Source organism: Haloplanus aerogenes, from assembly GCF_003856835.1.
GTDB lineage: Archaea > Halobacteriota > Halobacteria > Halobacteriales > Haloferacaceae > Haloplanus > Haloplanus aerogenes.
In genome coordinates, this window is the sequence record NZ_CP034145.1 from 2240195 (window position 1) to 2263490 (window position 23296).

Consider the following 23296-nt stretch of genomic DNA (forward strand, 5'->3'; position numbering starts at 1 on the left):
TCCGAACTCGACAGTCGACTATCATAGGAGCGGACAGTTGACTCATATGGGCGCCACCCTCCGGTCGTCGGACGTACTCTCTTCGCCTCGGCCGGATCGGCGTGCCCAGAGCAGGAGCACGACGGGAAGAACGATGACGGAGTTGAGGAAGGCGTAGGTCACGCTAATGGCCATGAGCAGTCCAAACTGCTTGAGTAGCGGCGTGATCGACAGGAAATACAGCGCACCCGCGCCACTGATGGTCGTGAGCATGCTCCCGGCGAGTGCGCCACCGGTGCCACGGAGCGTAACGACCGCCGCGTCGTGGGGGGTTCCGAGCGTCTCCACTTCGTCGACGAAGCGGTGGACGACGTGCACGGCGTAGTCGACACCGATGCCGACGGTGATCGAGAGGACGGTCGCCGTGAGCGTGTTGAACGGGACACCGATCGTTCGCATCGTCCCGACGAGCAGCGTCGTGGTGACGACGATGGGGAACAGCGTCACGACGGCCAGACGTGGGTCGCCGAGCAGCAGGTAGTACACGAGCAGGAGAAATAACGCCGAGAGGATCAGCGCCGCCCCCAAACTGGTGACTGCCGTGGCGAAGATGGCGTCGGCGACACGCTGGAACACGACCGTTCCGCCGGTCTCGACCGCCTCGAATCGGTAGCGGTCGGCCATCTCCGTGGCATCTTCCGTCGTGTCCGCACGGCTAGCGTCGGCCTCGACCGAATACACCACCCGCGCATTGTGATAGTCCTCGGTCAGGTACGACCGCGCCCGGTCGCCGTACGGCGAGGCGAGTAACGTGTCGTAGATGTCGCGGAGGTTATCGTCCGGGACACCGTTCCCGTTTTCGTCGTTCCGTGCGACGAGACGGGCGAATTCGGGCGACTCCTGCGCGTAGTTTCGGATGACGGTGATGATACTCTCGGAGCGAGCGTGGTTGTCCTCGTCGGTAACCAGCGAGTCCGGTGGATCGTCGCCCGCCCGAACCATCGATTCGAGGGCGTGATCACGGTACATCGGCCCCTCGACGTACACTGTGACGGTGTCTCTGTTGCTCGTCTCGAACTGTTCCTCGATGAAGTTGACGTCCCTCGTGGTCGTGTACTCGCCGGGTTGCATCGGTTCAGGGAGGCTGTAGAGGTACGCCGGGAGTTCCTCGGGGGGGAGGAAGTCCTCGTCCTCGAATGAGCTGTCGACGCCAGATCCGTAGTACCCTCCCACCGCGGCGAAGAGGAGGACAGCGACGAGAAACAGGTGTGGGGCTCGGTCCGTGACCGCCAGATGGAGAGGCATGAGTCGGCCGAGCAGCGACCCCTCGGTGCCGAGTGGCTTCGAGCTGAAAGTGGGGAGTCGAGTTTTCGCCCGCTCACGCTCGACGAGGAGTTTCGCCGCGGGGAGGAAGATGCCGAACACCAGCGCGTCGAAGGCGATGCCTACGGCGGCCACCAGCCCGAAGTCGCGTATCATCCCCAGTCCGCTGGTCAGGTTGGCCGAGAAGCCGATGACGGATGTCCCAGTGACGAGGAAGAAGGCCACTAGCAGGTGACGAACCGCCTCGTCCATGGCATCCCGCGTGTCCATCGTTCCCCCGTCGAGTTCCTCGCGATATCGGTTGATCGTGTGGACGCCGAAGTCGACGCCGATTGCGAGCAGCAACGGCGGCAACGAGACCAGCAACTGCGTGAACGGAATGTCGGCCAGCCCCATGAACCCGAAGGTCCAGACGAGCGCCATCGTCAGCGAGACGACGCCCAAAACAAGGTCGTACGGGTCGCGGTACGCGATCGCGAGAAATAACAACAGGAGGATCACGACGGCGGGAATCGTCGCTTTCAGTGAGTCCTGGAGGATCTTCGAGTTCTCGTAACTGATGATCCCACTCCCGAACACGCGGACGTCACCGCCGACGGAGTCGGTGACACGACGTGCCTCCAGCTGGATATCGGACACTTGCGTAGCCTCGCCGCCGGAGCCGACATCCGAACTCTCGACGTAGACGTCGTGGCGAACCACGGCGAGCGTCGACGACGCGTATGCTTCGCGCCGATTAAAGTCGTCGCCGATGGCCAGCGCGAACGAGGGATGGGTGGACGCCCGTCTGACTGCGGCGCGTATCTCGGTGTCGCTGGCCCGCTCGACGACCCGTCTCTGGGCGTCGAGGGTCGTCGCGTCGGGATCGAGTTCTCGGGCGACCAGGTTCGCGACGGACGTACTGTCGGCGACGCGCAGATCCTCGCGCTCCGCGAGGCGCTGCTGAGTTTCGAGCATCCGGAGCAGCCCCTCCCGCGAGAGGACGTTCTCGCCGGTCTGGATGAGTTGGGTCGTATCCTCACCCTGTCCGAACGCGAACTCGAAATCATTCTCCATGCGCTGGTAGGTGCCGTAAGCGGGGACATCCTGGGCGACCTGCTCTGTCCCGGAGGACATCGTGATGTTACCTAAACCGGTGGCGAAGCCCGCGGTGAGAAGCAGGAAGACGATCACCACGGTTCCCGGCCGATCGACGATCCAGGTATCGACGGCGTCGAGGAGCCGTTCGCCGTATCCGGCCATGTCAGCGAAGCCCCCTCAGTGCGTCCCGCTTCCACGCGACGAGAGCGACCATGGCGACACCGACCCCGGCGAGGATCGGCCACGGCACTCCACCATCGCTCGGTTCGGTCACGTCGATCGGCACCCGGTACGTATCCGAGAGCTCGGTGTCGCCGCTCGCGTCCTCGTAGGTGAAGTCGACGGAGACGGGGTAGGTCTTCACGATGATACCGCCGGCCGCTCCGACAGCGAACGTCATCGTCGTCGACTCGCCGGGGGCGAGCTGGCCGACGAACGCCTCGTCGTTGTCGCTGGAGAGCGGATCGTCGGTGAACAGTTTGGCCTCGACGTCGGTGAGCGGCTCCGTCCCCGTGTTCGTTACCTCGAGTTCGACGGTGGTTTGCCCACCGGCGTCGACCGTCGTGGCCACCGGTTCGACTCGGAAGGGGTCCTCCTCGGGGCCGACCTCGACGGGGACATCGATCGGTTCGCTCCGACGCACCTCGCCGCCGGCGTTTCGGTACCGGACGACGAACGACGGCATCCGAGGGCTGGCGTCGGCTTCCTCACCCACGTCGAACTCGAACTGGAACGTCGACGCGTCGCCAGATGCGAGATCACCCACCGCGTACTCGGTTTCGGTCGGCGAGAGCGTCCGGCCCTCGGATGGGTAGACGACGACAGCGTTGTCGACGTCGGTGGGTCCCTCGTTGACGAGCGTCGCCGTCACCGTCCCGTCGTCGCCCACGCTGAGGTTACTCGCTACGTCCCGGACGGCGAACGACTGCTCCGGTCGTACCTCGACGCCGAACTGTAACGGACTCGACCGTTCCGTGATCCCACTCGGGTCTTCGTACTCGACGCCGGCGATCACCGGATAGGACCCAGGAGACACGTCGCGCGACGCGACGGCCTGTACCTCGACTGTGGTCGTTTCACCGGGGTCGAGCGAGGGGACGAACACGTCGGCCGTGGGTTGTGGGGCGGCGTACTCGCCGAATCGAACGGTCGTGTGGTTCGAGCGTAACCGGACGCGTGCGTCCGTCGCGGTCTGTGTCCCCACGTTCTTCAGGCCGAACGACAGCGTTCCCGTGTCGCCTGCAGTGATACTGTCCGATGTTCGGTCGACGATTTCGAACTCCGGCCGGTCCTCGACGACGAGCGTCACGTACTTGATCTCCGATTTCGTGAGGTCGGTGTACTCGACGTCACTGTACCCTGGCGGTCCTCCCGTTTGCCAGTAATGCGCGGCGACCGTGTAGTCGTACTCGACCCGGATCGGAATACGGTACGCTCCCGGAGCAGCGTCGCCGATATCGAGTTTGAACGTTACGGGTCGCTGGAGACCGCCTTCGGGGACGTTCCCGACGAGAGCCTCTCCGGACTTGAGCGTTATCGGGGCGTCGATCCGACCCGAGAGAACGGTCATGCGGACGTTCCGTGCGGTCTTGACTCGCCGTTCCAGATCCGCTGGGCCACCCTGATCGAGACTTCCGTCGTTCGCCACAGAGACCGAGAGGGTGGCTCTAGATTCCGCGGTGACGTGGTTGTCGTGAGCGGACAGTTCGATCGACGGACGTCCGATGACGCTGTACTTGGCTGCCACGGGCATCGACAGTAGCGAGAGCACTAACACGCCAACGAGCACGACCTTGCCAATCCGGCGTGGCTTCTTCATACAACCAGGAGGGGGAGTAAAAAATAGTAGCTTACTTCGAACATGTATGAATGTTATTTTGTTGTTATTTTCTCGCGACGCTCGTCAGTGCCGGTTTCCGTACACGCTGGAACCAGTCCGTAGATAGTCAAGAGGCCGACGTGGGGGCGCCCAGACGACCGATAGTTCGAAGAAAGCGACCAGCGTCGAGAGAGCCACCGTCCTCCCGGTGATCGTTCGTTATTCGACGGCGAGAGCGCTCGTAGACCGTTCAGCTCCTGAGAACATCTCGGTACCATCCTAACATGTTAGCCATAGCTGGTGTGTATTCGTGGCTCGAATCATCCCCGAGGACACGGAGAACGAGCTAATGCCTAGAGCAAAACTGCGGCTTTCGGTTCCGGACGCGGTATGGATTCACGACATCTCGGTCGATCATCCGGCGGTGACGTTCCAAGTCGTCGCCACCCTGTCCAGTGAGGACAATGGGATCGCCTTACTCAAAGTTCGAACTGCGGATCCGCTCCCGATTCTCACCGAGATTCGAGAGCGTGACGACATCACCGACTTCGATCTGTTGTGGAAACGGGACAACGTGACGATGATTCAGATCGAGACGACGAACCCCCTGCTGCTGTTCCCCATCTTGAAAGCTGGTGTTCCACTCCAGACGCCGTTCGAAATCAGCGACGGGACCGCAGTATGGGTGATTACGACGTCGTCGGAACGGCTGTCAGCGCTCGGGACACGACTCGATCAGGCCGGAATCGAGTTCGCCATCGAGTACGTGCACAACGAGCCACCGGATCCGGCCGAGCAGCTCCTTACCGACCGCCAGCGAGAAGTTCTGTTGGCGGCCGCCGCGCAAGGATATTACGAGACCCCTCGACGAATAACGCTCACCGAACTGTCCAACTCGCTCGATATCGCGAAAGCGACCGGGAGTGACGTTCTCCACCGTGCCGAAGGAAAAATCCTGACGTGGTTCATCGAGGAGTATCTCTCGTCGAGCGCGGCGCTCGTTTGAATTCTTCGTCGACAACAGCTCCTGTCCTCGGGAAATGAGTCGGATGATCCCGACGAGCCGAGTATCTCGGTCGTGATAATTCAGCGCGTACACGTTTCAGTGAGCCGTCAGATCGGGTCGGATACCAGCCGCCTCGAAAGGGTAGTGGAGGGGTTCTTGTTCCCCATAAAAATAAGATACAGAACATGTTCGTGGACTCTCCCGTCCGATAAGACTCGAATTACGCACTTATCACCAACACAGGGCGTAGCAATGGGTGTGAGACGAAGACGCATCGACTCGCAGCGAACCTATTGAAAAGAAGATAACATGAAATACCCTTACAACAGACGAACGATTCTGAAGACGATCGGTGCGGGGAGCATCACGACGACGATTGCGGGCTGTTCCGGGAACGGCGGCGACGGTGGTGGCGGCGAAGCTACGGCGACGGCGACGGCGACGGAGTCGGACGGGGAAGCTGGGGAGCCGAACCACGACGTTCCCCACCCCGAGAACGACACCGTCCCCGACGCCGAGGCGACCGGAGAGTCGCTCTCCGGGGGGCAGCGCGAACCCGGCAATCAGTCGGAACCGGACAACGCGAGCGTGATGCTCCAGCACACGCCGAGTGGCGGACAGAGCTGTGGCAGCTGTGCGCTGTACGTCCCGGACGAGAACGGGGACGGATACGGCGCGTGTACGAGTGTCGCCGGGAAGATCCACCCCTGTGACTGGTGTCTCCTGTACACCGAGTACAGCGGTGGCGACTGGGAAAATCCGTGTGAGCAGGTGTGATTCGTTATGACTGATACTGAACCTGACGCAGGCGAGATGCCCGAACCTGACCCGGCTGAGAAGCTGCTGCGGGAACACGAAGCACAACTCGACGAACTGATCGCGGACGTCGAACCCCCCGAAGACGATGCGACGGACGACGGCGTCACTCTGGACCTTCCCGGGCTCACGCTGGGGCGTCGCGACCTCATGAAGACCGGTGCGGCGGTCGGCGTGGCCACCTCGCTGGCCGGCTGTTCGTTCGGCGGCACGGGGGGCGGCAACGGCAACGGCAACGGTGCCTCGACGACCGACCACAAGGTCCCGCCCGGCGAGCACGACGACTACTACGGCTTCTGGAGCGGCGGTCACTCCGGCGAGGTGCGCGTCGTCGGAATCCCCTCGATGCGAGAGCTCCGGCGGATTCCCGTCTTCCAGAAGGACGGTGCGGTCGGCTACGGTCACGACGAGCAGACGAAGGAGGTCCTCCGGGAGGGGGGTGACGTGGGATCCGTCGCCGGCCACGAGTGGGGGGACACCCACCACCCGATCCTCTCGGAGTCCGGTGGCGACTACGACGGTCGGTATCTCTGGATTAACGACAAGGTCTCGGGACGGCTGGCGCGGATCAACCTGAAGTACTTCGAGACGGACGCGATCACGGACATCCCGAACATGCAGGCGTGTCACGGCTGTTCCGTTCAGAGTCCGGATACGAAGTACGTCTACGGCGTCGGCGAGTTTCGGGTGCCCGTCCCCAACGACGGCACGACCGACCCGGACGACGCCGACTCGTACTGGTCGGTCTTCGCGGCGCTCGATCCCGAGTCGATGGAGGTCGTCTGGCAGGTCCGGGTCTCCGGCAACCTCGACAACGCCGACAGTGACAAGGAGGGCAACTGGGCGTTCGCGACGGGGTACAACAAAGAGGAAGCCTTCGAGATCGACGGGATGACCCATGACGACCGTGACAACCTGAAGGCCTTCGACATCGAGGCCATCGAAGCGGCTCTCGATGCTGGCGAAGCAGAGGAAATCAACGGTGTCCCCGTCCTCGACGGACGGCAGGACTCGCCGCTCACCAGCGGCAGCGATCCCATCGTCCACTACATTCCGACGCCAAAGGGTCCCCACGGCTGTGACGTCGAACCTAGCGGAACGTACGTCACGGCCAGCGGGAAGCTCTCACCGACGGTGACGATGGTCGAGATCGACAAAATAAAAGAGGTCGACGATCCCGAAGACGCCATCGTCGGTCAGCCGCGGGTCGGGATGGGGCCCCTGCACACGACTTGGGACGGCCGCGGACACGGGTACACGACCCTGTTCATCGACTCCCAGATCGCGAAGTGGGACATCGAGCAAGCCGTCGAAGCCGAGAAGGGCTCCGAGGAACCGGTCGTCGGAACGATCGATGTCCACTACAATCCGGGGCACCTGCAGGCGGTCGAGGCCGAGACGACGGATCCGGCCGGCGACTGGCTCGTGACCCTGAACAAACTCTCGAAGGACCGGTTCATATCCGTCGGTCCGATCCACCCGGACAACGACCAGCTCATCGCCATTGGCGAGGACGCGGAGACCGAGACGGGCGGGATGGAACTCGTCGCGGACCACCCGGTGCATCCCGAACCGCACGACTGCGTGTTCGCCAGCCGCGACAAGATCTCCCCGAACAACATCTGGGACCGCGAGGATTACGAGGGTGAGAAAGAGTACGTCACGGAAGACAACTCGCGGGTCGAGCGGACCGGCGACAGGTCCGTCGAGGTGTACACGTCGGTCAAGCGGAGCGAGTACGGGCTCCGTGACTTCACGGTGAAGGAGGGCGACGAAGTGACGATAACCGTCACCAACATCGAAAGTAGTCGAGACATCATCCACGGGCTCGCTATCCCGCAGTACGCGATCAATCTCTCGATCGCACCGCAGGACACCCGGAAAGTGACGTTTACCGCCGACGAGCCCGGAATCTACTGGGCCTACTGTACGTACTTCTGTAGTGCACTCCATCTGGAGATGCGCTCGCGGATGATCGTCGAGCCCCGAGACTAACGACTGCACACCATCACGAGCAAACCAATGATACACCAAATGTACCGTCCCGGGTCCAGCGGGTCGCCAAGGCGGGGTGACTAGCATGCAATGGCCAACCCTCGAGGAGTTCATGGAGCTTCGCCGCTCGCTCCCGGTCGTCGCGGCGGTACTGTTCGTCGGGGCGCTCGCGCTGCCGATGTGGGTCATCGGTGTTACGGCCCCGCAGTACCCCGGCGAGGTGTTGTCGATCAAACTCTACGCCTATCCCCGGCTCGTCGGTGATTACTGGGAGATGGCGGAGTTGAACCAGTACGTCGGGTTCTACTATCCGGACCCGGTCTACTGGGAGCCGAACTTCGAGGTGCACGACCGAGCGATCAACGTTCCGGAGTGGTCGTTCGGTTGGGTGGCGTTCGTGCTGGTGTCGGCGCTCAGCGTGTTCGTCGCCCTCGCACCCACGATCGAGAAGCTGAAACGCGGCCTGAAGTGGCAGCTCGTTGGCACCGTTACGGTGTTCACCGTGATGCTGCTGGACATCCAGTACCGGCTCTACCAGGCTGGCCACACCCTCGACCCGGACGCGCCGCTGATGGGCGTCGAGGAGTTCACACCGCCCATCTGGGGGAAATACGAGGTTGCCAACATCACGAGTCACTCCCGGTTCGGTGCCGGGGTCTACCTAGTGATGGTCGCCATCGGACTCCTCGCCGTGGCGTACTACTACCGCGATTCCCCGGTGACGTACGGGGAGCTCGGTGACCGTATTCGGGCGAGAATCGCGACCGTGGGTGGCTCCGACGGCGGGGTCGGGCCGCCCGCCGGGGACGAGGACCCCGCTCATCCGGAGCGATGAACGAGCGTCTCGAATACGGCTTCGCGGTGGTGGCCGTGGCGACAGTAGTCCTCTCTTTAGTGGCCGTCGTCGCCGCACCGACGGCAGCCGAGCGCACGGACGAACTCGATTTCGATCCCGGGGTTCCGGACGAGTACTCGTTTACCCCGCCGACCCAGGACGGAACCGCCGAGGTCGACGGCCAGACGTTCGACTCCGCACAGGCCGCTGTGGTGGCGGCCGAGCCTGGAGAGACGGTCACTCTCCGTGGGCGGCTCGAGGGACCGATCGTCGTGAACGCGTCGGACGTGACGGTGACTAGCGCGCCCGGCACGCTCGCACTCGTCGAGGGGACTGGCGAGGGCGACATCTTGACGATCAACGGACAGAACGTGACGGTCGATCGGGTCTGGGTGCGGAATTCGGGATACGACACCGCCGAGAACGACGCCGGAATCTGGGTCAACGGAACGAACGCGCACGTCGTCGACAGCCGCGTGACCAACACCACGTTCGGCGTCTGGATCGACGGGGTGGACGACGTGCGTCTCGAAAATAACACGATCGTCGGGCGGGAGTCGATCTACCCCTTCTCCAACCGGGGGAACGGGATCCAGATCTGGAAAAGCGACGACTCGGTCATCGCGGACAACCGGATCACGGACGTCAGAGACGGTATCTACTACTCGTGGGCCTCGAACGTCCTCGCCCACGGGAACACGATGTGGGATCTCCGGTACGGCGTTCACTACATGTACTCCGACGACAACACGCTCCGGAACAACCTAGCGTTCGACAACGATGTCGGGTACGCACTGATGGTCTCGAAGGATCTGACGATCGTCAACAACACGGCCATCAACAACACAGGTCAGAGCGGCCACGGTATCCTAGTCAAGAGCATCGACCGGACGGCGATCCGGAACAACACGCTGGTCAGAAATGACAAGGGATTGTACGTCTACAACTCCTTGGACAACGTCGTCACGGGAAACCTCGTGCTCGAAAACCACGTCGGCGTTCACCTGACCGCGGGGAGCGTCCGGGAGGAGGTTCACCACAACAGCTTCATCAAGAACGACGAGCCGGTCCGTGCCGTCATCGGCGAACAGGTGGCTTGGAACGAGAGTGACGAGGGCAACTACTGGTCGGGGGCAAAGCCAGCCGACGTTGACGGGGACGGCGTCAGCGAAGCTCGATATCAGCCGGCAGGTACCGTCGAACGACTCGCCGTACGGGAGCCCCGAGCTCGCCTGTACACGGACAGCCCGGCGTTCGCCGTCATCCGACTCGCGGAGAGTTCGATCCCCGTCATCGAGACGCCCGGCGTCGTCGACCACCATCCGCTGGCAACTCCACCACACGAGGATTGGAGGCGTTACTATGAATGAGATAAACATCGAAAATGTGACGAAAACGTACGGCGATGTAACGTCGCTCGACGGCGTGTCGCTGACGATCCCTTCGGGGTCGACGTTCGGTCTGCTCGGAACCAACGGCGCCGGAAAGACGACCCTGTTTCGACTGCTCGTCGGTCACGAGCATCCGGATACGGGCACGCTCGAAGTCGCAGGACGCTCTCCCGACGAAGGAGCTTCGATCAGACAGCGAGTCGGCTATCTCCCCGAGAACGCAGGATTTCCCGCTTCGTTTACGGGCCGAGAGGTGCTTTCGTTCCACGCCGACATGCGTGGCGTTTCGTCGGCGGTGAAAGACGACCGCATCGCCGACGCACTTGAGACGGTCGGGCTCTCGGAGGCCGCCGATCGTCGTGTCGGCGGCTACTCGAACGGGATGAACCGCCGACTCGGTCTGGCGACGGTGCTGGTCGCCGAACCGCGTGTGCTGCTGTTGGATGAACCGTTCTCCGGGCTGGACCCGATGGGTGTGGACGCACTCAACGGCGTGATCGCCCGGCTCTCGACGGAGACATCGATGACCATCGTCCTCACGTCGCACACGTTGGTCGAAGCCGGACGGGTCTGTGATCGGATCGCCATCCTCGACGATGGTTGCGTCCGAGTTTCGGGGGCGGCGGACGACCTCCGTCGCGCCACGGGATACACCGTGACCGTCCGGTTTCGGGCGGTCGACGAGGACGCACTGTCGCGGGTGGCCGATCGGTTCGTTGAGTCGCCGAACGTCCGAGCTGTCGACCGAACGGACGACGGCTGGCTCCGGGTTCGCTGTGCGCGCGACGAGGTGCTCGACGTGATAACCGCCGCACACGACGGCACCGATGTCGACGGATTCGAGGTCCACGAGCCGGATCTGTACGACGTGTTCCACGACGCCGTCGGGTCGGACGCGGGGATGGAGACGGCCCCACCACCGGCAGCCGGCCGCCAGGAAAGGGGTGGGTAATCGTGGCACACTTCGACAGTGAGGCCGCGTCCGAGCGTGCGGTCGTCGCTACCGCCAGCGACGACGAACCGACCGCGATACCGGGAACTCGGGCCGTGCTCCGAATCGCGACCCGGGAGTATCGGATCGCCGTCCGGAGTCGGTGGGCGCTCGGGCTCACGCTCCTCTTTGCCATCTTCTCGGTCGCTATCGTCGGCTTCGGTACGTCGGAGGTCGGTCCGAATCAGTACGCCGCCGTCGTCGCCAGCCTCGTCGAACTCGGCGTCTATCTCGTCCCACTGGCGGCGTTGACCGTCGGGTACGACACCGTGGTGGGGGCACGCGAGGCAGGATCGCTGGACATGTTGTTCACGCTTCCGGTCTCCCAGGCACAGGTCATCGTCGGGAAGTACCTCGGCCGATTCACGGTTCTTGGGGGGGCGATGGGCATCGGCCTAGGTATCGGCGGCGTGGCCGCGACGTTGATCGGCGGCGTCGGCGGTCTCGGACAGTACGCGCTGTTCGTCCTCGTCTCGATCGTCACCGCTGGCGTCTTCCTCTCCGTGAGTGTCCTCCTCTCGACGATCGCCCGGGAAAAGACACAGGCACTCGGCGGTGCCCTCGTCGCTTGGCTGTGGTTCGTCCTCCTGCATGACCTCGTCGCCATCGGTCTCATCGCGGGGACGACGCTTCCCGGCGGCGCGCTAACCGTGATGGCGCTAACGAACCCCGCGGACGTGTTCCGCCTGCTGGTGCTGAGCCAACTGGAGACGACCACCGGAGGATTCGCAGCGATTCTCACGGAAGCGAGCCTGTCGGTACCGGTGTTGGTGGTCGCGTTGCTCGTCTGGCTCGTCGCCCCCCTAGTCGTAGCGACCGTCGGCATACGCCACCGCCCCCCCTGACCGACAAATGACGTGTTACGTGATGGAATTCGGACCGAAAACGGATCGCGCTCGCTCACCGCGTACGGAAGACCGGCGTTGCCGAGAGATGACTCACACGACAGCCATGAACCACTCACACACCCAGCGACACGACCATGACCAAGGGAGAAAACACTCGACAGCGTCCGAAGACGACGCTCGTCACGATCGGATCGGTCGCCGAGAGTTCCTCCTCGCAGGCGGTGCTGCCGGGACGGCACTCCTTGCCGGCTGTTCTGGCGGGCAGTCGAACGGGGGGCCGCCGCCGGATCCCGTCCCGATCTCCGAAAACGCGGAGTGTGATGTCTGCGGGATGGTGATCAGTGAACATCCCGGACCGAACGGACAGATCTTCTACCGTGAGAACAGCCCGGAGCGCCACGACAACCCGGCACGGTTCGATTCGACGAAGGCGTGTCTATTCCCCTACTACTTCGAGCACGAGCAGCGGGGATGGACGGCAGAGGCCGTCTACGTCACTGATTACTCACGGATCGACTACGAGATCTCGGTCGTCGAGGGGCAGCAGTACATTCAGACGGCCATGGCCCCCGAAACGTTCTCGAACGCGGCAGACGTCGTCTTCGTGGTCGGAAGCGACGTTCACGGTGCGATGGGTGCCGATTTCATTCCCTTTTCTGACGCGGACGAGGGGACGGCGTTCGCCGACGAGTTTGGCGGTCGAACCGTTACGATGGACGACATCACGCCGAAGATGCTGGGCAGATAATCCCGTCTTCGACAACACTCGTGCGTTCGTAGTGAGGCCAAGCCAAGACCGTCGTCGTCATCAAGCTCTGTCCGATGTGGCGGGCCTGTTCGCCCATCGAAGGCGTCTGCGAACTCGACGACCTCGGTACGAACGGCACCGCGTCGGCGGACGACGACCAGATCAGCGGTCGCTCGGAGGTGGCGACCGATGACTGAGACCACGATTCCTGACACGGCTCCCGACGCCGACCCGGACATGACCGTCGACAACCGCGGTCGCGGCTGCGCAAGCGGTATCGCTCGGGTTCAGAGGGCCCTCGAAGACCTGCCGGACGGCGCTGTACTGGTCGTGAAGAGTACCGATCGTCGAGCGAAACAGGAGGAATTCACCATGAGTAAACACGAGTCAACAGCGGCCGACAGTTCGGCACGGACGACTGACGAAACACCTTGGAAGCACCTTGCGAGCGCGGAGCCGATCCGAATCCGCGACCCGCTCGCCGAGGTCCTCGGGATGGTTCCGGACGAAGAACCCCTCGTTGTGACCTTCGCCGACGTGGCGAAGGCGGCCGGCCACGCCTGCCCCGCCGTGGCCGGCGCGTACCGGAGCACGCAGCTCGCCCTCGAACGCCTGTATCCTGACGGGTATCCGGTACGCTCGGATATCGCGGTCACGGTCGGCGGGGATTCGAGCGATTCCGGGCTCGGACCGATGGCGAACGTAATCCGGCACATCACCGGTGCGGCAGACGAGACCGGATTCGCCGGGTTCGGTGGGTTCGGCGGCCGTGATGACCTCCTCTCGTTCGGTGACGTCGACGCATCCGGGCGCGCGTTCCGATTCGAACGGACGAGCACGGATGCGGCAGTCGTCGTCTCGTTCGACCCATCGGCGACCGGCGTTGACCCCGACGACAGCGGCGGGGGAGCGATGGAAACGCTCCCGAGGATCGTCGCTGGTGACGCCGACGCCGACGAAGCGACCGCGTTCCGCGACCGGTGGCACGAACGCGTCCAACGGATCCTCGACGCGCCCGCCGCCGGCGGGCCGTTCACCGTCGAAGAGACCGGGTAACCCACTCGCACCCGTCGGGGTCACGGGTCAGTGCTCCTCGCCGGCGAAGACGTTCGCGGACACCCCTTTTTGTGACGAGAACCGACTATCGCTGGATGACTGATCGGGAGGCCGAGCTTCGCCAACTGGTAGCCGAACTCCGGGAACACGAGGCCGTCGACGACGCGTTTCTCGCGAAGAGCTTCACCGACCGCCTCGTGATCGTCGACATCGGCGATGGCGAAGGCGTGCCGGCGGAGGTGACGGACCGACTCGCCCAATACGACGTCCGCGAACCCGACGAAGCGGACGGGTTCGACGCCGGGGGATCGTTCGCCGGCGACGTGGGCAACGCAACGCGACACCACTTCGTCGACGTCCGGACTCGCGGCTCGCACCAGTCCTACGTCGTGGATGGATACGGATCGTTGTAATTGGTTACCAGCTGCCGCTGTGCCCCGTCATCGACGGCAGCCGGCGCTGATGGACGACAGTCCGTACGAGTGAAGCGAACCCCGACGAGTCCGCGGACCCGTGCGCCAGGTTCGGACGACGACCGTCAGAAGGGTGCGTTCGGGCCCTCCGACGGGGTCGACTCGGCGTCTGCTTTCTTCCCGATGAGCACCCTGAACTCGCCCGGGTCCTGCTGCCGGTACTCCCAGTAGAACGCGTCACCGGCCTCCGCGTCGAACTGGTGATACAGCGGTTTGGGGTCGTGGTCGTTCACGAGGACGAACCCCTCGCCTGCTCCGAGGTCGGCGTAGGCGTCGAAGATCTGCTCGTGCCGTTTCGCGGGCGGGAGATCCCGCACGTCGAGTTCCTCCGTCACCTCCGGTGAGTCACCGGTCGACGCCGGTAAGTCGGACGCCTCGCTCTCCTCTCCGGTGGCCCCCTTCGTGATCCGAACCCGACAGCGGCCGGGTTCGTCCTCGACCACATCCCAAGAGAACGACTCTCCGTATCGCTGTCGGAACTCGCGGTGCAGCGGTCGGGGTTCGTGGGGTGCGATCAGTTCCATCGTCTCCCCATCCGCGATGTTACCGTAGCGGTGGTGGAGCGTCGGGTGTCGTTCCTGTTTCGGTATCTCGCGCACGTCGAACGACGCGACCACGTCGTCGGCCGTCGGTTCGGCCTCCTCGGTCTTGACGACCTCAACGCGCCACTCCTGTGAGTCCCGACTCGCGTACTCCCAGTCGAGGATGTCGCCGCGCGTCGACCGGAGTTCGTGGTACAGCGGCTTGGGGTCGTGGTCGTTTACGAAGACGAACCCCTCGCCGGGAGCGAGACGGTCAAACGTGTCCGTGAGCACCTCGTGACGGCGCTGGGGCGGCATATCCCGGACGTCGAACTCGATCAGTTCGTTCTCGTCGAACGGTTCGCCTTTCGTGACTCGGGTCTCAAGTTCGTCGCCCTGCTGCTCCGATTCCCACTGGAGGTGGTGGTTCCGCTTGATTTGATACTGGTGGAGGAGCACCTCGACATCACGATCCGTGACGAGTGAGACCGACTCACCCGCGTCCGTGTCGTCTAACGTCTCGAAGATTGTTTCTCGTCGGTCACCCTTCTGCACGGGACGAAGATCGAGGTCGATCATCGTTTCGGTGAATGGGGCCCTATCCAATAGGTGCTTTCGCGAATGGCTTCACTGAGGTAGCGCAACTGGTCGAGAGATGCGTTATCTCGGAATCCGATTCGGATACGCCGTCCCAAACCACAGCAGCCGTGCTACTCCGGAGGAGTGCCGTCCACCAGTCCGGAGCGGACTAATCTTGAACTACGAACATTGTTCGGGACAACATTTTCGCGGAACGGTCTGAAACGCAGTTCCGATGGTCGAAAGCTACGACGATCTGCCGTTGGTCTACTCGTGTTCGGGGTGTTCGAGCGCCGCCCAGATGGCGAACGACCTCGCTGTCAGACTCGACCGCGAGCGCCGCGCGGAGATGTCCTGTATCGCGGGCGTCGGTAGCGACGTCGGACCGCTCGTCGACACGGCCACGTCTGGTCGACCGACGCTCGTTATCGACGGCTGTCCGCTGGAATGTGCCCGAAAGAGTCTCGAACAGCACGATGTGACGCCGGACCGCCACGTCAACCTCGCCAAGCGAGGTGTGCCCAAAGAGTACCACGTCGACTACGACGATGAGCGGGCGGCGGAACTGTTCGCCGACCTCGCCGACGAAATCGAGGATATCGAAGTGACCGCCTGATACGAATCGTTGTAACCGTTTCCCGGTCGGTGGTTCGCCGGACCGTCTTGGCGAACCACCAGTAATGACTCACAATAAACTGTATGGATCCCGGAGATAGGATCCGTCGTATCCTGTCGAGAGAAAAGCGGAATGCGGGACTACTTCTTTGGAAGTCGCGCAATGAATTCGTTCTGCCCGACGCGGTCGACAGTGTATCCATCGGCGTCGAACGATTCGATTTCGGCGCTCATCTGGTGATAGAGGGGTTTGGGTTCGTGGTCGTTGATCAGGGTCAGTGCTTCGCCGCTCTCCAACTCCTCGAACGCGTCGAAGATCTTCGGATGTCGTTGCGGCGGCGGTATCTCCCGGAGATCGAGTTGCTGTTCGGCCATTGCAATGACAACGTGGGTTGCGACGCAGGTGACTGTTGCCGCGAAGACATTCGCGAACCCGTTCGTTACTATCGGATGACTAAGATCACGTCGTCCGTTGGCCTCTGAACGTCCAAAGCGTACTCTGTAGCGACTTCCCGAGGAAGTACCCCACGAACGCAGCCAGCAGGCCGCTCTCGGGGCCGCGAAGTACGACACCAACGATACCACAGAGGGCACCAAGGACGATTCCCAGACGGGGTTCGACGGACGACAGCGGGTACACGAGTGTTCGTAGTCACATACCGTCGAGAGTGTTCGTACGAATCGATTCGTCTCGTAAATAGTAGCAGCGCCTCGTGCCGCCGTAGTCTCCGCTATGAGCCGTGAATGAACGCCGCCGCGTCACGACCATATTCGGGCCAATCGTTATTTCGCGAAAATATATATTATCCAATATGTCTCAAGCAGCTTCGACAGTCAAACGTCTAGCTGCAATAAGCGTCATTGCCCTCGTCGTCACGGGTCTCGCAGTGTACGGACCACCGATCGGATTCGCCGGTGACACCGACGATGCCGACGACGACCAAGCCCGACGCTCGGCTGACGCTCCGCTCCGCCCGTCGATAACCAGTGTCGATAGTCGATTCTCCGATGTCACGGGGACGGAAACCGCCGTCAAGAGTGATGTTCGCGTTCGTGTACCGGCGGCGGCACGTGAGGGCGATGTCGTCGTCGACTATGCGGTTGCGATGAACGACGTACAGATGGCGTCGACAGAGCGGCGCGTCGCCATCAATCGGGGTACGACGACCGCTCTCCTGACAACTCGTTTCTCCCACGACCGCATCGTGCTGTGGTGGGTGAATCACATCCGAAACGAGCAGCGGACCGAACGTACTGTCACTGTCTCCTTACGGACTTCGGGCAATACCCCCGACAGGGTCGAGAAGCGCCGAACGATCGAAACGGCGATGCTCTCCGAGTTCAATTCCACGGCAACTCGTCCAGTCGGGAGCAACGTGACCGGCGGACGGTCCTTCCTCTACGTCAAGGAGACCACTGCCCGCTGGGCTTCCATCGACTCGTCGAACAGTCGGATCGAGGTACGGCTGGTCGCATACAATCCGAACGCCTATCCGGTGCCCATCTACGGGTTCGGATATCGGGCGACGATGAACGGCATCGAGATGGGTAAAAGCGTCTCCGAAACGCGGGGTGTCATCCCCCCGAGGTCGAACCGTACCGTTCGCCTGACCGTAACGCTTGACCACGACCGACTCGACGAGTGGTGGCGGACCCACCTCGAACGCGGGGAGACGACGGAGTTTCGTATCGACTTCTCGACGCGGGCCGAAAGCCAATCAGGGGTCGTCCAACTACCCCTCGATTCACTCACGTACACCCATCGTATCGAAACCGAACTGTTCGCCAACCGGACTGGGACCGGCGTACAGACGGCGACAACATCGTCCCGCGTGCTCGGAACACCAGGTGAGTCGACCATATCGGTCGTTGATCTGCGTTAACATCCCCCACCATCGCCCCGAACTCGTTCGGCAGCACGGTTTTGCTAACCGACATACGAATTACATTTTGCAGACCCGACCAGCTCGATGGCATGTCGCTGGCGGATCAGTCGGTGCGAGCGTCGCTACACGGACGTAACGTCGGTTCAGGTCGGCACCACGATGCCCCACCGGTGTGAATCACGCGACCATGTATTCCACGTGCATCCGCCCGCGCGTTCCGCATCGACCAGTTCGCATCGTCCGCCGTGAGCCGTTCATCGCGCCCGAGCTACCGTTCGTTCGTTCCACCACAACGGAGAAGGTAGGACGATGTTCGATCGAAGGACCGTAACGTTCGCTGCGGCAGCGCTACTGGTCGTCGCGTCGCTCTCGCCAGTCGTCGGGCTATCGGCCGCCGCACGCGACCCGGGGGCAGCACAGGAACAACTCGTCACCGAACCGTTCGCCGAGCGGAACCTCCGGAAAGTCGTTCCAGCGGCCGACGAGTTCTCGGATCCGACCGGCCCCTACCGGACGGTGAGAGCGTACGAGGTGGTCGACGGCGAACGCCGCCTCGTCGGCTACGCTTTCCTGACGAGCAACGTCGTCGACACCGTCGGATTCAGCGACCGGCCCGTCGAATTCCTCGTGGGCATCGACACCGAGGGAACCATCACCGGCGTCCAACTGGTCGAACAGCACGAGCCGTTCTTCCAGCGACGGGCGACGCGGACGCGACTTCGCGAACTCGGCGATCAACTCGTCGGCCTCTCGGTCACCCGCGATGTCGTCTTCGAGGATCCGGACGCCGATGAGTACGAGGTTGACGCGATCACGCGTGCAACGGTCACCTCCGAGGTAACCGTCGAGACGATCATGCGCTCTTCACGGCTGGTCGCCCGTCATCAGGAGGTCGTGAGTGACGCGAGCGTCGCGAACGAAACCGACGGGAACCGGACGGGGACGCGGGTCGAACGAGCGGCGGGCGCGAACCGGGGCGAGGTTCGGCGGCTGGCGGTAAGCGAGTCGCTGGAACGGTGGAACGTCAGCGCGAGCGCCCTCGGCGTCTCGACCGACGCAGGCCCTGTCGGGCTCTACGTCACCCCGCTCGACTCCGAACGCACCGGTGACCGGCTGCTCGGGGATCAGCGCCACGACCGCCTCCGTGATCGATGGCCGGGGACGACGTTCGTCTGGATCGGCCTCGACGGCATCCCGGACGGGTGGAACGCCGACACGCTCGCCGTCCGACAGCACGCGCGCCAGTTCGACGCGACGCCGATCCGTCCGTCCGTGCAGGGGGTCGACTGGAGCGCGGTCGTGGTGGTTCGAGCTGACCGATTCGATCCGACGCGACCGTTCGCCGTCGTCGTCACTAGCGACGGACGGACCGTGAGTCGAACGTACATCCCCCCGGGAACTGGGACGGTGGCGGCGCTCGTAGCTCGAACGACGCCCGATTGGCTCCACGAAGTGCGGAGCGCATGGGAGCGTGCGTGGCCCGAGTCGCTGCTACTGGTAGTCGGCCTTTCCCTCGTCGCGGGGCTGTTCGCCCTGCGTCGCCGCCTCCTCGCCACCGAGGGGGTGGATGTCTCGTACGACGCCATCCGCCACATCGTGCTCGCCGTCAGCCTCCTGTTCATCGGCTGGTATCGACCCGCCCAGCCGACGAGTCAGCAACTCGCGGCCTTCGTTCGCGAGATGATCACTTGGCTCACTGGCGGCGGGTTCGACTGGGTGCTCTTCTTCTCGATGCCACTGATTCTCCTCGTACTCGGCTTCTTCGCGCTCACCGTCGTCGTCTGGGGGCGTGGGACGTTTTGTGGCTGGGTGTGCCCGTTCGGTGCACTGTCGGAACTGCTCTACCGGCTCACCCCCTGGGAGCACGAACTTCCTCGCCGGCACCACGAGCGACTGGAGAAGCTCCGCTATCCGCTGTTCGTTCTCATCGTCGTCGGCGTCCTCGTATCGACGAACGTCGGGGCGACACTCGCGAAGGTCGAACCGTTCAAGGCGGCGTTCTACTACTCGCTTGTCAGCAACCCGTTCTACGTCGGGTGGTCCCTACTGCTGGTCGTTGCCGGTGCCGTCGTCTTCCGACCGTACTGCCGGTATCTGTGTCCGCTCGGTGCCGGCCTCTCGTTCGGAAACGTTCTCCAGCAACGGGAGATTCAGCGGTACGACCTCTGTGGGGACTGCGTGAAGTGCCAGACCGACTGCGAGTTTCAGGCCATTCGTGACGACGGCTCGATCGCTCGCCAGCAGTGCTTCCAGTGTTCGGTCTGCGTCGAGAACTACTACGACCCGGACAGCTGCCCCGTCTTGCTCCAGTACGACCCCGAGGACGGCGACTGGAGCGCTGCGTGGGAGGATCCGGCGTTGATCGAGCGGATTCGGCCGGCTGATCGGACTCGCGAGCAACGCCGTATCCTCGCTGTGGATTCGGATGTGAACGACGGGGCTTCGGGATCCGACTCGAACGGCAGCGGCGAATCTACGGATCGTATCGAACGCGACGACATCTCGACGGAGTGGGACGACGATTCGTCGACGCCGACCTGGCCCACCGACACCCGCCACGAGCGGGGTGATGGTGATGCGTGACCTCGATCGGCGGTCGATACTCTCGGCGCTGGCCGGGACTGCGGTCGGGGTGGGACTCCTCGATCGAACATCGTTCACCGGCCGCGACCGAACCGAGGTTCGAAGCGTCCGTCCGATGATGGGGACACTCGTGACGGCCGCAGCGGTCACCACGTCGCCCGATCGAGCCGCAAGCGGGATCGACGCGGCGTTCGCGGAGATGGAGCGGCTGATCGGCGTGTTCTCCCGACATGACGCCGACGCGCAGGTCGCTCGACTGAACGCCTCGGGGACACTTACCGATCCCTCACCGGAACTCGTGTCAGTCCTCCGGACGGCCCGCCGCGTCCACGACCGGACCGAGGGCGCGTTCGATCCGACGGTCCTGCCGGTACTGGCCGACACGTTGAGGGGCGACACAAGCGGGGGATCGGCGGATGCCGTACCGGGATTCGACGAGGTGCGGATTCGGGACGGTGCCGTCCACACGGCCGTCCCCATCACGCTCGACGGTATCGCGAAGGGGTACATCGTCGACCGCGGGTGTGCGACGCTCAGACGCTGGGTCGACGAGGCGATGATCGAAGCCGGCGGCGATATCCGTGCGTTCGGTGGCTCAGAGGGCCGGTGGCATATCGGCATTCACGACCCCCGCGGCGACGGCTATCTGTCGCGGATCCGCCTCCGGAACGGAGCCGTTGCGACCTCCGGGTCGTACGAGGTGTCTCATGGGGAACGTACCAGCGGAGCGGACCCCGTGATTCGACCGGCAACTGCCCGTCGGCCGGAGGAAGACACGTGCGCGAGCGTGGTCTCTTCGACCGCCGAACGGGCCGACGCCCTCTCGACCGCGGCGTTCGTGATGGACGATTCCGCGGCTATGTCGATACTCGAACGGGTCGACGCCGGGGGGATGTTCCTCACCACGAGCGGCGAGTTGATTCGAACCGACTCGTGGCGAGAAATTCCCGGCTGAACGGCCGCGATTCAGCGTCGAACTAAGTCGAATCGGTTCCGGCGGCCGATAGAACTGGCCGCCGACCTACTTCACTCGGTACGCCGGTCCAATTCCTCGACGACTGCCGGAACGACCTCGTGGAGGTTGGCGACGACTACCCAGTCGGCCTTCCCGACGATGGCCGCGTCCGGATCGGTGTTGACTGCGAGAATGTTTTCGGCGCCCTTACAGCCGACCATATGCTGGACGGCACCGCTGATACCGCAGGGGATGTAGATCTCGGGGGCGATCTTGGTTCCGGTCTGGCCGATCTGATCGTCGTGCGGTCGCCACCCTTCGTTGACTGCGGCTCGGGAGGCACCGACCGCGGCGTCGGGGAGTCGCTCTGCGAGTTCTTCGAGTGCCTCGAAATCGCCGTCTGTCCCGCGACCACCGGAAACGACGATGCGGGCCTCGCCCAGTGGGACACCCTCGGTGTCCGACGCCTCGGTGCGCAGGCATTGAACTCGAAGATCACCTGCCTCGAGGTCCGGTGTGAACGGGTTCACATCGGCCGGGTCGTCGTCCGTCGGAGACGCCGACACCTCGTTCGGCGCGACGGTCAGTACTTTCGTGTCGGCGTCGAGTCGCGCGTGTTCGAGGAGCGTCCCGCCCCAGCGCTGGCGGGTGAGTTGGTAGGCGTCGCCATCGGGGTCGACCTCGACGACCTCCGCGGCCATCGTCTCGTCGAGTTTCGCGGCCGCGTGCGCGAGGACCTCCGATCCCCGATCGGTTCCGGGGGCGACGACTGCGTCGGTCCCGGTCCCCTCGGCACACTGGACGACCGTTCGGGCGTACGCTTCGGGCGCATAGTTGTCGAGGTCGTCGTGCTCGACGGCGTTGACGACCGTGGCCCCGTAGACTCCGGCGTCGTGGGCGACGGCCGTTGCCTCCGGGCCGAAGGCAATCGCTTCGAGGGGTTCGTCGACCCCCGTCGCGAGGTCGCGTGCGAGCGTGAGCGTCTGGGCGGAGGCGTCGTCGAGTTCGCCGCCGTCGTGTTCGACGAACGCGAGGACCATCGGTCAGATCACCTCCTGGTCTTCGAGAACGTCGACGACCTCCGCCGCCGCGTCGGGGCTCTCGCCGAGTATCTCGGCCGGGCTGTCGTCGGTTTCCGGAACCTCCAGTTCTATCAGTTCGAGTCCGTCCCGATACCGTTCGGGATCGCGACGGTCGATATCGGCCTTCCGGGCCTGCATCTTCGCACGCATCGAGGGGTACCGTGGCTCGTTCAGTCCCTCCTTGACCGTCACGACAGCCGGGAGATCCACCTCGTAGACTTCGGTGCCACCGGGAATGTCGCGCTCGGCGGTCGCCGTGCCGTCCGTGATATCGAGTCCCTTGACGCCCGTGACACAGGGTAGATCCAGTGCTTCGGCGACGCGGACACCGACCTGATGGTTCGCCGCGTCGGCGGACTCGTTTCCGAACAGGAGGAGATCGAAGTCGGTGTCGTCGGCCTCGACTGCGGATGCGATGGCCCGTGCCGTCGCGGCCGGACCCCATCGCTCCTCGGTTTCGAGCAGGACGCCGTGATCGGCGCCCATCGCGATGGCCGACCGGAGCTGTTCGGTCGCGTCCCCGCTCCCGAGCGTGAGAACGGTAGCACTCCCACCGTGTTCCTCGACCAGTTGGACGCTCTCCTCGATGGCACACTCCTCGTGTGGGCTGACCGTAAATCCGAGCGAACTGGTGTCGATTGCTGTCCGATCCTCCGTCAACACGATTTTCGATCCCGTTTCCGGGACGCGCTTGATTGCGGTGAGTATCTCCATT

The 23296-nt window shown here is 63.6% G+C and carries 21 protein-coding genes and 1 pseudogene; 16 read left to right on the forward strand and 6 right to left on the reverse strand.

Going from position 1 to position 23296, the window contains the following annotated elements; genetic code table 11:
* Window positions 1-42: 42 nt before the first annotated feature.
* Both DU502_RS11465 and DU502_RS11470 read right to left on the reverse strand, forming a co-directional pair.
* Complete coding sequence (locus DU502_RS11465; protein ID WP_121921885.1) at window positions 43-2544, reverse strand: efflux RND transporter permease subunit; 2502 nt, start codon at window positions 2542-2544, stop codon at window positions 43-45.
* A gap of 1 nt (window position 2545) precedes the next feature.
* Entirely contained in the window at window positions 2546-4201 is a 1656-nt protein-coding gene (locus DU502_RS11470) for a COG1361 S-layer family protein (RefSeq protein ID WP_121921886.1), read from the reverse strand.
* Between the two features lie 349 nt (window positions 4202-4550).
* Between DU502_RS11470 and DU502_RS11475 the strand changes: the two genes are divergently transcribed.
* From DU502_RS11475 to DU502_RS11525, 12 genes and pseudogenes are all read left to right on the forward strand, one after another.
* Window positions 4551-5207 (forward strand): helix-turn-helix domain-containing protein, encoded by a 657-nt coding sequence (locus tag DU502_RS11475; protein WP_121921944.1) that lies wholly within the window; start codon window positions 4551-4553, stop codon window positions 5205-5207.
* 309 nt (window positions 5208-5516) lie between these two features.
* A complete protein-coding gene (locus tag DU502_RS11480; RefSeq protein WP_121921887.1) occupies window positions 5517-5984 on the forward strand; it encodes a high-potential iron-sulfur protein in 468 nt (155 codons plus the stop codon).
* Between the two features lie 36 nt (window positions 5985-6020).
* Window positions 6021-8018: a TAT-dependent nitrous-oxide reductase gene (nosZ, locus tag DU502_RS11485; RefSeq protein ID WP_199722775.1), complete on the forward strand. Its 1998-nt coding sequence runs from the start codon at window positions 6021-6023 to the stop codon at window positions 8016-8018.
* Window positions 8019-8103: 85 nt separating this feature from the next.
* Complete coding sequence (locus tag DU502_RS11490) at window positions 8104-8853, forward strand: hypothetical protein (RefSeq protein ID WP_121921889.1); 750 nt, start codon at window positions 8104-8106, stop codon at window positions 8851-8853.
* On the forward strand, window positions 8850-10223 hold the full coding sequence (nosD, locus tag DU502_RS11495; protein WP_121921890.1) for a nitrous oxide reductase family maturation protein NosD: 1374 nt from the start codon (window positions 8850-8852) through the stop codon (window positions 10221-10223). The genes DU502_RS11490 and nosD overlap by 4 nt, the downstream gene beginning before the upstream one ends.
* A gap of 16 nt (window positions 10224-10239) precedes the next feature.
* On the forward strand, window positions 10240-11196 hold the full coding sequence (locus tag DU502_RS11500; protein ID WP_241966855.1) for an ABC transporter ATP-binding protein: 957 nt from the start codon (window positions 10240-10242) through the stop codon (window positions 11194-11196).
* Window positions 11197-11198: 2 nt separating this feature from the next.
* Entirely contained in the window at window positions 11199-12080 is an 882-nt protein-coding gene (locus DU502_RS11505; RefSeq protein ID WP_121921892.1) for an ABC transporter permease, read from the forward strand.
* Window positions 12081-12168: 88 nt separating this feature from the next.
* Entirely contained in the window at window positions 12169-12831 is a 663-nt protein-coding gene (locus tag DU502_RS11510) for a nitrous oxide reductase accessory protein NosL (RefSeq protein ID WP_158601205.1), read from the forward strand.
* 74 nt (window positions 12832-12905) lie between these two features.
* The gene (locus DU502_RS18880) at window positions 12906-13028 is read left to right on the forward strand and encodes a hypothetical protein (RefSeq protein ID WP_277872155.1); all 123 of its coding nucleotides are present in this window, start codon (window positions 12906-12908) and stop codon (window positions 13026-13028) included.
* A pseudogene (locus DU502_RS19080) lies at window positions 13021-13194 on the forward strand (sulfurtransferase TusA family protein); the annotation flags it as partial. The gene DU502_RS18880 and the pseudogene DU502_RS19080, both read left to right, overlap by 8 nt.
* Window positions 13195-13203: 9 nt before the next feature.
* Window positions 13204-13887 carry a hypothetical protein gene (locus DU502_RS11520; protein WP_394338939.1) on the forward strand — a complete coding sequence of 228 codons (684 nt, stop codon included), beginning with the start codon at window positions 13204-13206 and terminating at the stop codon, window positions 13885-13887.
* A gap of 95 nt (window positions 13888-13982) precedes the next feature.
* Entirely contained in the window at window positions 13983-14300 is a 318-nt protein-coding gene (locus DU502_RS11525) for a hypothetical protein (protein ID WP_121921894.1), read from the forward strand.
* 125 nt (window positions 14301-14425) lie between these two features.
* Here DU502_RS11525 and DU502_RS11530 read toward each other — a convergent pair whose 3' ends face one another.
* Window positions 14426-15460, reverse strand: coding sequence for a DUF2249 domain-containing protein (locus tag DU502_RS11530; protein WP_121921895.1), 1035 nt, complete (start codon window positions 15458-15460; stop codon window positions 14426-14428).
* 235 nt (window positions 15461-15695) lie between these two features.
* On the opposite strand from DU502_RS11530, the gene DU502_RS11535 reads away from it, so the two are divergent.
* The gene (locus DU502_RS11535; protein ID WP_121921896.1) at window positions 15696-16076 is read left to right on the forward strand and encodes a putative zinc-binding protein; all 381 of its coding nucleotides are present in this window, start codon (window positions 15696-15698) and stop codon (window positions 16074-16076) included.
* A 140-nt stretch (window positions 16077-16216) separates the two neighbouring features.
* Here the strand turns inward: DU502_RS11535 and DU502_RS11540 are convergent, their stop codons facing one another.
* Window positions 16217-16450: a DUF2249 domain-containing protein gene (locus DU502_RS11540; RefSeq protein ID WP_121921897.1), complete on the reverse strand. Its 234-nt coding sequence runs from the start codon at window positions 16448-16450 to the stop codon at window positions 16217-16219.
* A gap of 365 nt (window positions 16451-16815) precedes the next feature.
* On the opposite strand from DU502_RS11540, the gene DU502_RS11550 reads away from it, so the two are divergent.
* The 3 genes from DU502_RS11550 to DU502_RS11560 all read left to right on the forward strand — a co-directional run bounded on the left by DU502_RS11550 (window position 16816) and on the right by DU502_RS11560 (window position 21499).
* On the forward strand, window positions 16816-17958 hold the full coding sequence (locus DU502_RS11550) for an LEA type 2 family protein (RefSeq protein ID WP_124897064.1): 1143 nt from the start codon (window positions 16816-16818) through the stop codon (window positions 17956-17958).
* A gap of 312 nt (window positions 17959-18270) precedes the next feature.
* Entirely contained in the window at window positions 18271-20544 is a 2274-nt protein-coding gene (locus DU502_RS11555) for a 4Fe-4S binding protein (protein ID WP_121921900.1), read from the forward strand.
* Window positions 20537-21499 (forward strand): FAD:protein FMN transferase, encoded by a 963-nt coding sequence (locus DU502_RS11560; RefSeq protein ID WP_158601206.1) that lies wholly within the window; start codon window positions 20537-20539, stop codon window positions 21497-21499. Before DU502_RS11555 ends, DU502_RS11560 begins: the two co-directional genes overlap by 8 nt.
* A gap of 71 nt (window positions 21500-21570) precedes the next feature.
* On the opposite strand, the gene DU502_RS11565 is transcribed toward DU502_RS11560, so the two are convergent.
* Both DU502_RS11565 and DU502_RS11570 read right to left on the reverse strand, forming a co-directional pair.
* A complete protein-coding gene (locus DU502_RS11565) occupies window positions 21571-22539 on the reverse strand; it encodes an electron transfer flavoprotein subunit alpha/FixB family protein (RefSeq protein ID WP_121921902.1) in 969 nt (322 codons plus the stop codon).
* Window positions 22540-22542: 3 nt separating this feature from the next.
* Window positions 22543-23295, reverse strand: coding sequence for an electron transfer flavoprotein subunit beta/FixA family protein (locus DU502_RS11570; RefSeq protein WP_121921903.1), 753 nt, complete (start codon window positions 23293-23295; stop codon window positions 22543-22545).
* Window position 23296 lies beyond the last annotated feature (1 nt).